Genomic DNA, 12914 nt, shown 5'->3' with positions numbered 1-12914 from the left:
TTGCGGCAGGTTGCCGCAATCACCAGCAAGCAGAAGCGGGGATCAGAAGTCGTCGTCTTTGTCGAAGCGGCGAGCTTCACGCTGCAACTGGTAGACGAAACGCTCAACCTGACGCTGCACAAGCCCACTCATGTTGTGGAAGCGCACGCCGGCAAAGGTGGTGTGAAATCTTTCTTCGAAGTGCAGATAACGCAGCTCTACGGGGGCTGTCATTGCTCCGAATGGCAACTTCGCAATAAAGCGTTCGTATACCTGGCCCAACTGCATGCGCTCGGACACATCGCCTTCAAAGCGCAGTTTGCAACCGGTTGCAGAGATGTCCAGCAGTTTGCCGGTCAGAGGGGATTTCAAACGGTCGCCGCCGATCTCGATGTCGACCAGCTGTGCCAGCTTCAGCGCTGCACGAAATGCGTTGCGCCGCTGGTGGTAAATCACTTCTTCAGGCAGCGGTCCGCGGTACAGGCGCTGCCCGTCGGTATCGACAATCTCCATCTGAGACGAGCTTTCCCAGGCGATACGCACGCCGTCGTGAAAACCTTCGACGCGGAAAGACTCGCCATTACTTAAAAAGCGTTCGCCATCGCGGGGGATCATTTCGTCGAGCGCCATGACGTTGCTGTCACGGTCGACTTCAAGCAGGTAGCTCTGAAAGCGTTGGGCACGCTCATGGAAGGTAATGATCAGAGGATCATGACTCTCGAGTAGCAACCGCAGGTTAGCGGCAATTTCCAAAGGTGTGTTGAGGACCTTCGGGGGCTGCGGAGCATCGTCCGCGCTTGAGCCATTCACGTTCTTGAATCTCCAGGCAAAATACTACGGCAACGCAACAACAGGCATTCTGCCACTACGCACGAAACCTTGATACAGGAAGTTACGCCTGACTCAGAGGGCGTGGTTTTGCTCTAAGCGCAGTTGACCCGCGACTGTCATAGAGCGTGGGCGTCTCACTGCCGTTCAGTATGCGAAGCTGATGAGCCGTGCTGATCTGTTGCAGCTGGATCAGACTACCATTCTGCTCGTTCAGCGTCTGGCATTCATTGATCAACGCATTCAGTTCGTCACCGGCCATCAGCAATTGCTCGCCGACATCCGACTGGCTGGCCAGTTGCTGGAGACCACTGCGATTGGCTGGCAGCCCCATGCCCGCAAGCACCTGGCTACGTTTGCGCCCATGTTGATCGAGAAGAATGACCAGCGCCTGTTTCTGCGCCAGCACCTGCTCCATCTCGCCCATGTCGCGGCCGTGAAGAATCAGGGATTCGGCCTGCAGCAGCTCTAGAAGCTGTCGGGCCGAAACCATGTCGTCAGTGATCATCTGCAACAAAGTAGTGTCTTGCATCGCATGCTCTGGTTTTTAAGCGTCCAGAATATCCAGCGCCAGCCTTGGCTTAGCGTTGGGTTTCGAAATTCAACAGCTTGCTGGCGACACGGTTGCTGTCCACTGTGTAACTACCGTCGGCGATGGCCTGCTTGAGCTCGGCAACGCGAGCACTATTGACGGTTGGCAGATCGGTCAGCTTGTCCGTGATTTTCTGCAACTGTTGAGCCTCACTGCTCAAAGAAAAAGTTTCCCCGGTGCTTTTGACACCTGCGGTGGATGCAGGAGCTGTCGCATCGGTTTTGACGGTGTCTTTGCTGGCGCTGGTACGTGATGTACCGGCAACAGACTGTGAATTGTTAAGGCGACTGAAATCTATGACCATGATTGAAAAAACCTCTGGGTGTTTGGACGCTTGCCTTGTTTTCGGCCAACCCCTATCAAACTTTAGGCCGATTGTGAGAAAGCTTCCCAATAGACGCTTTTCACCGTCGGATATTCCCCGCAGTCTAAAAAAAACACACCCTGTGCGCCAGCATCAATGCATTACATGGCCACTTCCACCTGCCCTGGGCCGGTGACATTCGCTTTGATCACCCGCTGGGAATTAAGGTTTTTCACCCGTATCTGTTCGTTGAAACCTCCGTCGGACATCGCTTCGCCGGGCATGCGCACCGCCAGCGAACCGCTGCGGGCGATGATGACCACCTGGTCGCCCTTGTGAATCATTTGTGGCTGTTCCAGTGCCACCGGGGTGACGACCTGGTCGATGACCATTTGTCGGACAACCTTTTGACCGACGGCCTGATCAAGAGAGGCCAGGAATCCCTGGCCCAGGCTGCTCACGTCGCGCTCACGCAGCGCAACGTCTTCTTCAGTAACGATGGCATCGCGTTTCAGCGGGCGCATCACGGTTACAACGTTGCGATACAGCAGCACCTGGGCTGGCACAAATACTGTCCAGGGCGAAGAACCTTCGCAGCGTACCCGCACCGTAACCCGGCCGACCGGGCGCGGGCTTTCCAGTGTGGCTGTCAAATCCTTGTCACAGGCACCCATCCGTAAACGCGGGTCGAGCTGCTTGACCTGTATGTCATGACGCCCGTCAATCTGGTTGGTTGCCAAATAGTCTTCTACTGTGAACTCAAGAAACCCTTGGGTGACGCCGATAAGCTGTTCAGGCAGTGTGAAATTCTCTGCGCGAGCAAGGCTCACCGTGCCACAAAGGCACAGCAGAGCGATTGCGCACAGAAGCCTGCGGGTTTCTAATGCGAGGTGTCGAGAAATTGTCGTCTTTGCGTTCATGAGGTAATAAATAGCAAAGCCCGTGCCGCTTGTTGATCTGGTGTCTGGGCGGCGGTCATTTTGGTAAGGGGGTTCGGCATGGCAGGTGTAATGGATTCGGTAAACCAGCGAACTCAGCTGGTGGGTCAGAATCGCCTGGAGCTGCTCTTGTTCCGTCTCGACGGCAAGCAGCTCTACGGGATCAACGTCTTCAAGGTAAAAGAAGTACTGCAATGCCCGAAACTCACCATCATGCCCAAATCGAGCAAGATCGTCCGGGGTGTGGCCAATATTCGTGGCGGTACGATCCCGATCATGGATCTGGCGATGGCGACGGGCTCCACGGGCATGATTTCGTTGGTCAATTCCTTCGTCATCATTACTGAGTACAACACCAAGGTTCAGGGTTTTCTGGTGCATTCTGTAGAACGCATCGTCAACATGAACTGGGAGGAGATTCATCCACCACCCAAGGGGACCGGGCGCGATCATTACCTGACCGCCGTCACCCGGGTGGATAATCAGTTGGTGGAAATTATCGACGTCGAGAAGATTCTTGCCGAAGTCGCACCTATTTCCGAAGAAGTGTCGGTCGGTGTGATCGATGCCGAGGTTCAGCACAAGGCAATTTCGCTGCGTGTGCTGACGGTCGATGACTCGTCGGTAGCCCGCAAGCAGGTCAGCCGCTGCCTGGAAACCGTCGGTGTGGAAGTGGTTGCCCTGAACGATGGCCGTCAAGCGCTGGATTACCTGCGCAAAATGGTCGAAGAGGGTAAAAAACCGGAAGAAGAGTTCCTGATGATGATCTCCGACATTGAAATGCCGGAAATGGATGGCTATACCCTTACAGCTGCGATACGTAATGACCCGCGTATGCAGAAGATGCACATCACCTTGCATACCTCTCTGTCCGGGGTATTCAACCAGGCGATGGTCAAGAAAGTCGGCGCTGATGATTTTCTCGCGAAATTCCGGCCTGATGATCTTGCGGCCAGGGTTGTTGCGCGGATCAAGGCAGCAGAATAACCAGCCGGGGGCGTCGTCCCCGGTGATTCACATGATTTGAGAGGCGGCACCTTGTCTACGGGTAATTTGGATTTTGATCAGTTCCGGGTATTTCTGGAAAAAGCCTGTGGCATCTTGCTTGGGGAAAACAAGCAGTATCTGGTGTCCAGCCGCCTCAACAAACTGATGGAGCAGCAAAGCATCAAGTCGCTTGGCGAGTTGGTTCAGCGCATCCAGACCCAGCCGCGCAGCGGGTTGCGCGAACAGGTTGTCGATGCGATGACCACCAACGAAACCCTGTGGTTTCGCGATACCTATCCGTTCGAAGTGCTGAAGAACAAAGTGCTGCCCGAGCAGATCAAGGCCAGCCCTGGTCAGCGACTGCGCATCTGGTCGGCGGCCTGTTCATCGGGCCAGGAACCGTACTCGCTGTCGATGTCGATTGATGAGTTCGAGCGCGCCAATCAGGGCCAGCTCAAATCGGGCGTGCAGATTGTTGCCACCGATTTGTCTGGTGCAATGCTCAACAACTGCAAGACTGGCGAGTACGACAGTCTGGCTATCGGCCGTGGCTTGTCGCCGGATCGTCTGCAGCGTTTCTTTGATGTAAAAAGTCCGGGTCGCTGGGTCGTCAAGACGCCGATCAAGAGCCGTGTGGAGTTCCGCTCGTTCAACCTGCTCGACAGCTACGCCTCGCTGGGCAAGTTCGACATCGTGTTCTGCCGCAACGTACTCATCTACTTCTCCGCTGAAGTGAAGAAGGACATCCTGCTGCGCATCCACGGTACGCTCAAGCCAGGCGGTTACCTGTTTCTGGGGGCTTCCGAAGCGCTCAATGGTTTGCCGGATCACTATCAGATGGTTCAGTGCAGCCCCGGGATCATCTATAAGGCCAAGTGACGGTCTGTCAGTTGCCTGCGATAAAAAAAGAGACCTTCGGGTCTCTTTTTTTGTGCGCGGCTGAGAACAGCTTCGATCGTCTGACCATCGGTTCATGTTTGCGTACTGTTACTCACCAGTTTTGCAAAAGCGTTGGCGGCGGCGCTCTGGTAGCCGTTTTTACGCCGCAGCAGCGCAACCGTCCGCCCAGGCAGGGCAGGGATCGTCTGAACTTCGCGCAACCCGGGCTGCTCGCGAACGATGGCATCGGGAAGAATGGTCGCCATGCGCCCCTGGGCAACGACCTTGAGCAAAATGGCGATCGAGTTCGCCTCCAGGCCGACCGTAGGCTTGAAATTCTGCGTCTGGCACCAGGCATCCAGCAGCTGGCGAGTGGCGAATCCGGGGGCGAGCAAGGCAAAGCGAAGCGTTTGCAGGTCCTCAAGTGTCAGCGCGGTCTGTTTTTCGGGGGCAGACTTGGTCATGACCAGGCACAGTTGTTCATCGAACAGAGGCTGGCTGTCTATCTCGACAGCATGACTGCCGGCAAAACCAATGGCCAGATCGAGCGCGTCATTGATCAATGCCTCGGTAATCTGCTCCAGAGGCAGCTCCGTGAGGATTATCGCCACGCCGGGGTACAGCGCGCTGAAGCGGTCGATCAACGGCGCTATCAGGTATTCACTGAAGGTTGGCGTGACGCCGAGGCGCAATTGTCCGCGTGACAGGTCGCTGACATCGTTGAGCGCACGCTTCCCGGCCTCCAGCTCAAGCAGGCAACGACGCGCGTGGTCCAGATACACGCGGCCGGCATCGGTCGGCACGACGCTGCGGCGGGTGCGGTCGAACAGTTGCACACCCAGGCTGCTTTCCAGCTGCCTGATCTGTTGCGACAACGCCGGTTGCGAGACATGCAGGGCCTCGGCCGCCCGGGTGAAATTGCCATGGTCGGCGACTGCCAGCAAATAACGTATATGGCGTAACAGCACGGCATCACCATAAGGCAGGATTATGGCGATGATCATAAATCAGTCTTGGATCTTATGGTGATAGTTGCCGATGCTGTGATTGATGTGAATTCATTCCGGAGGCTTACCTATGCCGCACAGCAACATTTCCAGAGCGCCGCGCCAGAATCTGACTGAACGTGTGCTGCAGGCCAAGACCGCAAAGAACCTGACGTGGGCAGGGCTTGCAGAGGGTACGGGGTTGAGCGTGGTGTATGTCACGGCTGCATTGCTCGGTCAGCACCCATTGCCGGAAGCGGTGGCCGAGGTAGTCGCCGAGCGTCTCGGGCTGGACAGGGACGCGGTCGCCGAACTGCAAACCATCCCGTTGCGCGGCAATGTCGAAGACGTCTCCAGTGACCCGACGATCTATCGTTTCCACGAAATGGTTCAGGTCTACGGCACAACGCTGAAGGCATTGGTGCATGAGCAGTTCGGCGACGGCATCATCAGCGCAATCAACTTCAAGCTCGACATCAAGAAAGTCGAAGATCCGGAAGGGGGCGAGCGAGCCGTGATCACCCTTGATGGAAAATTTCTGCCCTATAAACCGTTCTGAGGACGCTGAGATGAGTGATAAAGGAAGACCGCCATTTCCACCCTTTACCCTGGAGACGGCTGTCCAGAAAGTCCGTGGCGCCGAGGATGGCTGGAACTCTCGCGATGCGGCGAAAGTTGCGCTGGCCTACACCGAAGACACGTATTGGCGTAACCGCAGCGAGTTCATCAATGGTCGTGCAGAAGCTCAAGCCTTTCTGGAGCGCAAGTGGCGCAAGGAACTGGACTATCGGCTGATCAAGGAGCTCTGGGCATTTACCGATAACCGCATTGCCGTGCGCTATGCCTATGAATGGCATGACGACTCTGGCAACTGGTTCCGTTCGTATGGCAACGAAAACTGGGAGTTCGCTGCAAACGGCCTCATGCAAAGGCGCTTTGCCTGCATCAACGATTTGCCGATCGCCGAGTCCGAGCGCAAATACCATTGGCCACTGGGGCGGCGACCTGATGACCACCCTGGGTTAAGTGAGCTTGGCCTCTGATTCAGTCGTCAAAGAGACCTTCGGGTCTCTTTTTTATTGGGCGTCCGAATGAGGCAATGATGAAGTGCCGCCATTGTCAGGCGGCAAGTCGACACTGGCAAAAAAACGGCACCCCGCTTGCCGCTTTCTCCTCCCACAGCGGAAATGCCTTGCCGCTTTTCTGGCATTGCCGCCTCGCCGCCGCCTGCGGGCCCTGCAAACATTGGCTTTTACAACATGGCACGCCGATTGCTTTGTCAGTAACAACAGAATCAGGTCAACCGGCAAAGGTTTCCCGAAATGAGCATCAGCTTCGATAAAGCGCTAGGCATACATGAAAAGGCTCTGAACTTCCGGGCTCAGCGTGCAGAGGTGTTGGCCAACAACATCTCCAACGCCGATACCCCGAACTTCAAGGCTCGCGATCTGGACTTCTCGTCGGTGCTGGCTGCCGAAAACGACAAGGTGCAGAACGGTCATTTCGCGCTGAACAAGACCAACAGCCGCCATATCGAAGCCGAAGGCATGGGCAATGATGACGGGACGCTGCTGTATCGCACCCCGTCGCAGCCTTCGCTGGACCAGAACACCGTCGATTCCCAGGTCGAGCAGGCCAGCTACACCGAGAACGCCATGGGCTTTCAAGCCAGCTTCACATTGCTCAACAGCAAGTTCAAAGGGCTGGTTGCAGCCCTTCGCGGAGAATAATTCATGTCACTAGCCAATGTGTTCAACATTGCCGGTAGCGCCATGAGTGCCCAGACCACGCGTCTGAACACTACGGCCAGTAACATCGCCAACGCCGAGACCGTGTCTTCGAGCATGGACCAGACCTACCGCGCCCGTCACCCGGTGTTTGCCACCGTGATGCAGGGTCAGCAGTCCACAGGCGGTTCGCTGTTCCAGGATCAGGGCGAAGCCGGGCAGGGCGTTCAGGTCAACGGCATCATCGAAGACAGCTCGAACCTGGAAGCACGTTACGAGCCCAATCATCCTTCCGCTGACAAGGACGGGTATGTCTACTACCCCAACGTCAATGTCGTGGAAGAAATGGCCGACATGATTTCTGCCAGCCGGTCTTTCCAGACCAACGCCGAAATCATGAACACCGCTAAATCCATGATGCAGAAGGTTCTGACCCTCGGTCAGTGATAGAAGGCGAACGTTATGGCCGATAACACCACAGCAAGCAGCGTCTCATCGACGTTCTTGAACACACTGCAGAATCCGACGCCGACCGCGACGAATTCCACCGGTACGCTGGGCAAGGACGCGTTCCTGCAGCTGCTCGTGACGCAGATGAAGAACCAGAACCCGCTGGACCCACAGGACAACACGCAGTTCGTGGCCCAACTGGCGCAGTTCAGCAGCCTTGAAAGCATGCAGAACCTGACGTCGACGGTTGACACGATTGCAACCAGTTACAAGTCGTCCCAGGCGTTGCAGGCATCGTCGCTGGTAGGTCGCTCGGTGATCATCGATTCGAGCTCCACCACCGTGGATACCACCAAGGGTATGACCGGTTCGATCGTTATTCCGAGCGCCACTACGGCGACAAGTATCAAGGTTTACGATTCGCAATCGAATCTGGTCGACACCGTCGAGCTGGGCGCGCAGAAAGTCGGCACCACCAGCTTTTCCTGGGACGGTACGGACAGCGACGGTACAGCGCTTGCGTCGGGCAACTATACCTTCAAGGCTGAAGGCTCGGTTGACGGCAAGAACACACAGCTTTCGACTTACCTGCCTGCCACGGTCAACAGCGTCACGTTGGGTGTGAATGGTGCAGAAACAATGCTCAACCTGGCCAGCGGCAGTGTTGCCCTGTCCAAAGTTCAAACCATCGGATTGTAGAGCCTACCAGGCGCAGGAGTGAAACATGTCTTTCAATATCGGCCTTAGTGGGCTCTATGCTGCAAACAAAAGTCTCGACGTTACCGGCAACAACATTGCCAACGTTGCGACCACCGGCTTCAAGTCTTCGCGCGCGGAGTTTGCCGATCAATACGCTCAGTCGATTCGCGGCACTTCCGGCCAGACCAATGTGGGCAGCGGCGTAACAACCGCAGCGGTTTCCCAGCAGTTCACGCAGGGCAACCTGACTACCGGTACTGCCAACAGCCTCGACCTTGCCATCAACGGCAACGGTTTCTTCATGCTCAGCAATAACGGCGAGAAGCTGTACACCCGTGCTGGTGCATTCCACACCGACAAGGAAGGCTACGTCGTCAACAGCGGCGGTATGAAGTTGCAGGGTTACAACGTTGATGCCAACGGCAGTGTGGTGACCGGTGCATTGAGCGACCTGCGGGTGGATTCGTCCAACCTTCAGCCCAAGGCAACCACCGCCATTACCAACGTTGCCAACCTGAATTCGACCACTGCCTTGCCGTCGCTCACTACGTTCGACGCGACTGACACCAAGTCGTACAACATGAAGTACAGCACGCCGACCTATGACACTCAGGGTAACGCGCATACGCTGGATCAGTATTTCGTCAAGACCGGCACCAACACCTGGTCCATGTACTCGCTGATGGACGGTCGCAGCATTTCCGACCCGTCCACTACTACGGCCGACAAGAACGACCTGACATTCGACTCCTCGGGTAATCTGGTCGTCGCAGCGCCGGGCACCGTACCGACCGACAGTGCGAACATCAAGTTCAACACTGATGGCACCTTTACTGTCGCCAACTGGGTACCAGGCGTGCAATCCGGCACCGGCACGACCACCAGCTGGGGCGCGAACGGCGCTACTGGCGCCTCCATCAAGCTGAACATGGCCGGCATCACCCAGACCGCGTCGGTCTCGGGCCTGATCACTCAGGACCAGGACGGCTACGCCACTGGCCAGCTCAGCGCAATGAGCGTTGATGCAACCGGTAACCTGTTCGCCACCTACACCAACGGCAAATCCCAGGTGATCGGGCAGACCTCGCTGACCAACTTTGCCAACGTGCAAGGCCTGGCGCAGGCAGGTGGCACCAACTGGCGTGAAACCTTCGCTTCCGGCGTACCGGTCAGCGGTACGCCGCAATCGGGTACCCTCGGCTACATCACTGGTCAGGCGCTGGAAGAGTCCAACGTCGATCTGACCATGGAACTGGTGAACCTGATCAAGGCGCAGAGCAACTACCAGGCGAACGCCAAGACCATCTCCACTCAAAGCACCATTATGCAAACCACTATTCAGATGACTTGATAGTGTAGAGCGTTAAATAAAGCCCCTTTTCGAAGGGGCTTTTTTTTTGCTTGTTTTTTATAAAGTGATGCACGTTCGAGTTTAATTAAACTTGCGGAAAGTTCGGTCAATGTACTTGGAAATCTCCTACGCGCGATGATGTGAGAATCAAAACTCCTCTATGAGTTGCCCTTTGGGGCGAAGGAGTTTTCATGTCGTTCAATACCGCGATCAGCGGCATTCATGCCGCGAACAAAAGGCTGGAGGTGGCCGGTAACAATATTGCCAACTCCGGCACTATCGGGTTCAAGTCGTCGCGTGCGCAGTTCTCGGCGCTGTATTCAGCCAGCCAGTTGGGCAGTGGTCGCAATGCTGTAGGTGATGGCGTACGTCTTGCTTCAATGCAGCAAAACTTCAATCAGGGAGAAAGCATGACCACGTCGGGTAATCCGCTCGACATGCGTATTCAGGGCAACGGCTTTTTTGTGGTGAGTGACGGTGGGTCTCTTGCCTATACCCGTGCCGGAGCGTTCCTCAAGGATGCGGCGAACTTCGTCGTCGACAGCGAGGGTGGACGATTGCAGGGCTATGCGGCAAACGAGCAGGGCGAGATCAAGCGTGGGTTGCGTACCGACCTGCAGATTGACACATCGAATGTATCGGCCAGAGCCACCACGCGGGTTGCCGAGAACATCAATCTGGACGCCTCGCTGCCTTCGCTCGCGCGCTTGCCGGTCTTCGACCCGGCCGATCCTGCGACCTACACGCGGGCCGTTGGCCGTACCATTCAGGATGCGGGGTCTGGAGCGGGGGCCACTGCGGTGCCCGCGGCGGATCATGAGCTCAAGCAGTATTTCGTCAAGACCGGCGACAGTCAGTGGTCCATGTATGTACTGATCGATGGGCGTAATCCGGTGGACCCGAACAGCGTGGCGCCGTTGCACGTCACCCTTGAGCAAAGACCAAACGGATCGCTGTCATACAGCGGCAATAGCCAGCACCTTCGTAAAATCTCGGATACCGAATTTGCCCTGCAAGGCTGGCGGCCGGCTGAAGAGGTCAATGGTGCCTGGGTCAGTAACGGCGCTGCTAATGGCGGCACAGTGTCGCTGCCGTTGAATAATGGATCGATCAGCATGCTTGACCCTGGTGATGCGTTGATGGATCGCCCGGTTCCGGCGTTCGATCCATCGGACCTGAAGACGTACAGCGATATGTTTGCCAATGCGATTTTCGACAGCCAGGGCAATCAGCACGAGCTGAAGCAGTATTTCGTGAAGGACGGCACCAACAGCTGGCGCATTCATGCGCTGATTGATGGCCGCAACCCGCAGATGCCTGATTCCACCGACCCGCTGACGGCAAACATCGTGTTTGATTCTGGCGGCTGGGTACAGTCATTGACCGGCGGCCCTGGTTTTGCGAGTACCCATAGCAACGGTCTGCAACTAACCGGCTGGACACCGGCCATGCCTGCCGAGCGCGTCACAGGGCCAGAAAAATGGGTGCCCAACGGTGCGGCTGGCAGTGCGAAGGGCATCGCGATCGACTTCACCAACCTGCTGCAGCACAACGCCGCCAGTTCGCGTTCTTCCACTCACGTGGATGGCCATGCCGCGGGGCAGTTGAGCAGCCTGAGCGTGGGGCGCGATGGCATCCTGCGTGCCGGGTTTACCAATGGCATGAACAAGAATATCGGTCAGGTGATACTCGCAAGCTTCGCCAATCCGCAGGGGTTGCAGGCGCGCAGTGATACGCGCTGGACCGAATCCGCCGACTCTGGCGTTGCTGACTACGATGTGCCGGGCGTTGGCACGCTGGGCAGTCTCATCGGCGACGGGCTGGAGGGGTCCAATGTTGTCCTGGCCGATGAACTGATTGCTTTGATCCAGGCGCAGACGGCTTATCAGGCCAACTCCAAGGCGATATCGACAGAGGCGACCGTGATGCAGACGCTGATTCAGTCGACCTGATCAGATTGAACAGTCGGACTTGATGAAGTGACCTTTCAGCCGTGTCCAGCCAGGCCCGGGGCTGGTCTGGGCGCAGACAATCCGGCTGTCGCCCTGCCATTTGTAATAGTGGGCGGGGGCGGCCTGGGCGAGGAGGGCGAAGGTCATCAGGCTCGCGCTGGCGATGCCGGCAATGCACGCACGAAAAAGCATGAGGGTTCCCGTTCAGGGCTGCGGTGTCCGCAAGATTATCACTGTCGATCCTCTTGTCAGCCCATACCAATGAAGTTTTTTTGGCGGTGCTCGCTGCTTGATGATCGGCAGGCGGCAGTCCTCCGCCGCTATTGGGTGGCGCTTTGCCCGAAGGGCATCATCGAATGCCGGTTTTTGCTGGTTAATCAGGCATTTGTATCGAGCCTGACAAGTTGGTTCAAAAATTGCTTTAACCCTTTCAGAACAGCTACAGGCGGCAAGCGTCTGTCGGAGGAGGAAGACTGTGGACAAGTTGCTTTACGTCGCAATGAGCGGTGCATCCGAAAACGCGATCGCGCAGAAGGCTCACGCCAACAACCTGGCAAACGTATCAACCAACGGTTTCATGCGTGACCTTGAACAGGCCCGCTCGATGCCGGTGTTTGGCGAGGTCATGCCGTCGCGCGCCTATGCGATGAGCGAACGTCCGGGGACCGACTTTTCCTCCGGCGCCATGGTTGAGACCGGCCGTGAACTGGACATCGCCGTCAAGGGTGATGGCTGGATTGCCGTGCAGACTCCCGACGGTGGCGAAGCCTATACCCGCAGTTCCGGCATGAACATCGATGCCCTGGGTGTGTTGCGCGACGGCAGCGGTTTGCCGGTAATGGGCAATGGCGGTCCGATTGCCGTGCCGCCTCAGCAGCAGATCGAGATCGGTGCCGACGGCACGATCAGCATTCGCTCGCTGGGCGAAAGCCCGCAGGTGATGGCGCAGGTCGACCGGATCAAGCTGGTCAAACCTGACCTCAAGACCATGGAAAAAGGCCCCGATGGCCTGATCCACACCAAGAGCGGCCAGCCTGCTGCTGCCGATGCCACCGTTCAGGTCGAGTCCGGCTTTCTGCAGGCGAGCAACGTCAATGCGGTCGAGGAAATGACCTCGGTACTGGCCTTGTCCCGTCAATTCGAATTGCACGTCAAGATGATGAAGACCGCCGAAGAAGACGATCAGTCTATGGCTCGCGTCTTGCAACTTGGCTAATCAATGACAGCTTGCGCCGACAAACC

At 56.8% G+C, this 12914-nt stretch carries 16 protein-coding genes; 10 read left to right on the top strand and 6 right to left on the bottom strand.

Annotated elements, in window-relative coordinates:
• Positions 1-42 precede the first annotated feature (42 nt).
• From KP808_RS16970 to flgA, 4 genes are all read right to left on the bottom strand, one after another.
• The gene (locus KP808_RS16970) at positions 43-789 is read right to left on the bottom strand and encodes a flagellar brake protein (protein WP_004658708.1); all 747 of its coding nucleotides are present in this window, start codon (positions 787-789) and stop codon (positions 43-45) included.
• Positions 790-871: 82 nt separating this feature from the next.
• Complete coding sequence (locus tag KP808_RS16965; protein WP_230016531.1) at positions 872-1339, bottom strand: flagella synthesis protein FlgN; 468 nt, start codon at positions 1337-1339, stop codon at positions 872-874.
• Between the two features lie 49 nt (positions 1340-1388).
• Positions 1389-1703, bottom strand: a complete 315-nt coding sequence (gene flgM / locus KP808_RS16960; protein WP_058408781.1) for a flagellar biosynthesis anti-sigma factor FlgM — start codon at positions 1701-1703, stop codon at positions 1389-1391.
• 161 nt (positions 1704-1864) lie between these two features.
• Positions 1865-2623, bottom strand: coding sequence for a flagellar basal body P-ring formation chaperone FlgA (gene flgA / locus KP808_RS16955; RefSeq protein ID WP_002554323.1), 759 nt, complete (start codon positions 2621-2623; stop codon positions 1865-1867).
• 78 nt (positions 2624-2701) lie between these two features.
• Here flgA and KP808_RS16950 point away from each other — a divergent pair, with 78 nt between their 5' ends.
• Both KP808_RS16950 and cheR read left to right on the top strand, forming a co-directional pair.
• Positions 2702-3628, top strand: coding sequence for a chemotaxis protein CheV (locus tag KP808_RS16950; RefSeq protein WP_002554322.1), 927 nt, complete (start codon positions 2702-2704; stop codon positions 3626-3628).
• A gap of 51 nt (positions 3629-3679) precedes the next feature.
• Positions 3680-4507 (top strand): protein-glutamate O-methyltransferase CheR, encoded by an 828-nt coding sequence (cheR, locus tag KP808_RS16945; RefSeq protein ID WP_005744560.1) that lies wholly within the window; start codon positions 3680-3682, stop codon positions 4505-4507.
• A gap of 92 nt (positions 4508-4599) precedes the next feature.
• On the opposite strand, the gene cynR is transcribed toward cheR, so the two are convergent.
• Positions 4600-5511 (bottom strand): transcriptional regulator CynR, encoded by a 912-nt coding sequence (gene cynR, locus KP808_RS16940; protein WP_230016530.1) that lies wholly within the window; start codon positions 5509-5511, stop codon positions 4600-4602.
• A 73-nt stretch (positions 5512-5584) separates the two neighbouring features.
• Here cynR and cynS point away from each other — a divergent pair, with 73 nt between their 5' ends.
• The 7 genes from cynS (at position 5585) to KP808_RS16905 (ending at position 11672) form a co-directional block, all read left to right on the top strand.
• Positions 5585-6052 carry a cyanase gene (cynS, locus tag KP808_RS16935; protein ID WP_004658714.1) on the top strand — a complete coding sequence of 156 codons (468 nt, stop codon included), beginning with the start codon at positions 5585-5587 and terminating at the stop codon, positions 6050-6052.
• 10 nt (positions 6053-6062) lie between these two features.
• Positions 6063-6536 carry a nuclear transport factor 2 family protein gene (locus KP808_RS16930; RefSeq protein ID WP_003370064.1) on the top strand — a complete coding sequence of 158 codons (474 nt, stop codon included), beginning with the start codon at positions 6063-6065 and terminating at the stop codon, positions 6534-6536.
• A 279-nt stretch (positions 6537-6815) separates the two neighbouring features.
• Positions 6816-7223 (top strand): flagellar basal body rod protein FlgB, encoded by a 408-nt coding sequence (gene flgB / locus KP808_RS16925; RefSeq protein WP_002554317.1) that lies wholly within the window; start codon positions 6816-6818, stop codon positions 7221-7223.
• A 3-nt stretch (positions 7224-7226) separates the two neighbouring features.
• Positions 7227-7667 (top strand): flagellar basal body rod protein FlgC, encoded by a 441-nt coding sequence (flgC, locus tag KP808_RS16920; RefSeq protein ID WP_002554316.1) that lies wholly within the window; start codon positions 7227-7229, stop codon positions 7665-7667.
• A gap of 15 nt (positions 7668-7682) precedes the next feature.
• The gene (gene flgD, locus KP808_RS16915; protein WP_002554315.1) at positions 7683-8369 is read left to right on the top strand and encodes a flagellar hook assembly protein FlgD; all 687 of its coding nucleotides are present in this window, start codon (positions 7683-7685) and stop codon (positions 8367-8369) included.
• Between the two features lie 25 nt (positions 8370-8394).
• Entirely contained in the window at positions 8395-9720 is a 1326-nt protein-coding gene (gene flgE, locus KP808_RS16910) for a flagellar hook protein FlgE (RefSeq protein ID WP_230016529.1), read from the top strand.
• 191 nt (positions 9721-9911) lie between these two features.
• Positions 9912-11672, top strand: coding sequence for a flagellar hook-basal body complex protein (locus tag KP808_RS16905; protein WP_230016528.1), 1761 nt, complete (start codon positions 9912-9914; stop codon positions 11670-11672).
• On the opposite strand, the gene KP808_RS16900 is transcribed toward KP808_RS16905, so the two are convergent.
• Complete coding sequence (locus KP808_RS16900) at positions 11673-11864, bottom strand: hypothetical protein (RefSeq protein WP_122258547.1); 192 nt, start codon at positions 11862-11864, stop codon at positions 11673-11675.
• Positions 11865-12147: 283 nt separating this feature from the next.
• On the opposite strand from KP808_RS16900, the gene KP808_RS16895 reads away from it, so the two are divergent.
• Positions 12148-12888, top strand: a complete 741-nt coding sequence (locus tag KP808_RS16895) for a flagellar basal body rod protein FlgF (protein ID WP_058401318.1) — start codon at positions 12148-12150, stop codon at positions 12886-12888.
• The last annotated feature ends 26 nt before the right edge of the window (positions 12889-12914 follow it).

The sequence above is a fragment of the Pseudomonas savastanoi genome, from assembly GCF_020917325.1.
In the GTDB taxonomy this organism is placed as follows: domain Bacteria; phylum Pseudomonadota; class Gammaproteobacteria; order Pseudomonadales; family Pseudomonadaceae; genus Aquipseudomonas; species Aquipseudomonas amygdali.
This window is presented reverse-complemented; position numbering and strand designations above follow the sequence as displayed.

What these genes read in the sequence shown, in the direction of transcription:
- KP808_RS16950 (WP_002554322.1), top strand. Translation starts at nt 2,702, where the DNA reads ATGGCAGGTGTAATGGATTCGGTAAACCAGCGAACTCAGCTGGTGGGT.
- KP808_RS16930 (WP_003370064.1), top strand. Translation starts at nt 6,063, where the DNA reads ATGAGTGATAAAGGAAGACCGCCATTTCCACCCTTTACCCTGGAGACG.
- flgE (WP_230016529.1), top strand. Translation starts at nt 8,395, where the DNA reads ATGTCTTTCAATATCGGCCTTAGTGGGCTCTATGCTGCAAACAAAAGT.
- cynS (WP_004658714.1), top strand. Translation starts at nt 5,585, where the DNA reads ATGCCGCACAGCAACATTTCCAGAGCGCCGCGCCAGAATCTGACTGAA.
- KP808_RS16965 (WP_230016531.1), bottom strand. Translation starts at nt 1,339, where the DNA reads ATGCAAGACACTACTTTGTTGCAGATGATCACTGACGACATGGTTTCG.
- flgB (WP_002554317.1), top strand. Translation starts at nt 6,816, where the DNA reads ATGAGCATCAGCTTCGATAAAGCGCTAGGCATACATGAAAAGGCTCTG.
- flgM (WP_058408781.1), bottom strand. Translation starts at nt 1,703, where the DNA reads ATGGTCATAGATTTCAGTCGCCTTAACAATTCACAGTCTGTTGCCGGT.
- KP808_RS16905 (WP_230016528.1), top strand. Translation starts at nt 9,912, where the DNA reads ATGTCGTTCAATACCGCGATCAGCGGCATTCATGCCGCGAACAAAAGG.
- flgC (WP_002554316.1), top strand. Translation starts at nt 7,227, where the DNA reads ATGTCACTAGCCAATGTGTTCAACATTGCCGGTAGCGCCATGAGTGCC.
- flgD (WP_002554315.1), top strand. Translation starts at nt 7,683, where the DNA reads ATGGCCGATAACACCACAGCAAGCAGCGTCTCATCGACGTTCTTGAAC.
- flgA (WP_002554323.1), bottom strand. Translation starts at nt 2,623, where the DNA reads ATGAACGCAAAGACGACAATTTCTCGACACCTCGCATTAGAAACCCGC.
- KP808_RS16900 (WP_122258547.1), bottom strand. Translation starts at nt 11,864, where the DNA reads ATGCTTTTTCGTGCGTGCATTGCCGGCATCGCCAGCGCGAGCCTGATG.
- cynR (WP_230016530.1), bottom strand. Translation starts at nt 5,511, where the DNA reads ATGATCATCGCCATAATCCTGCCTTATGGTGATGCCGTGCTGTTACGC.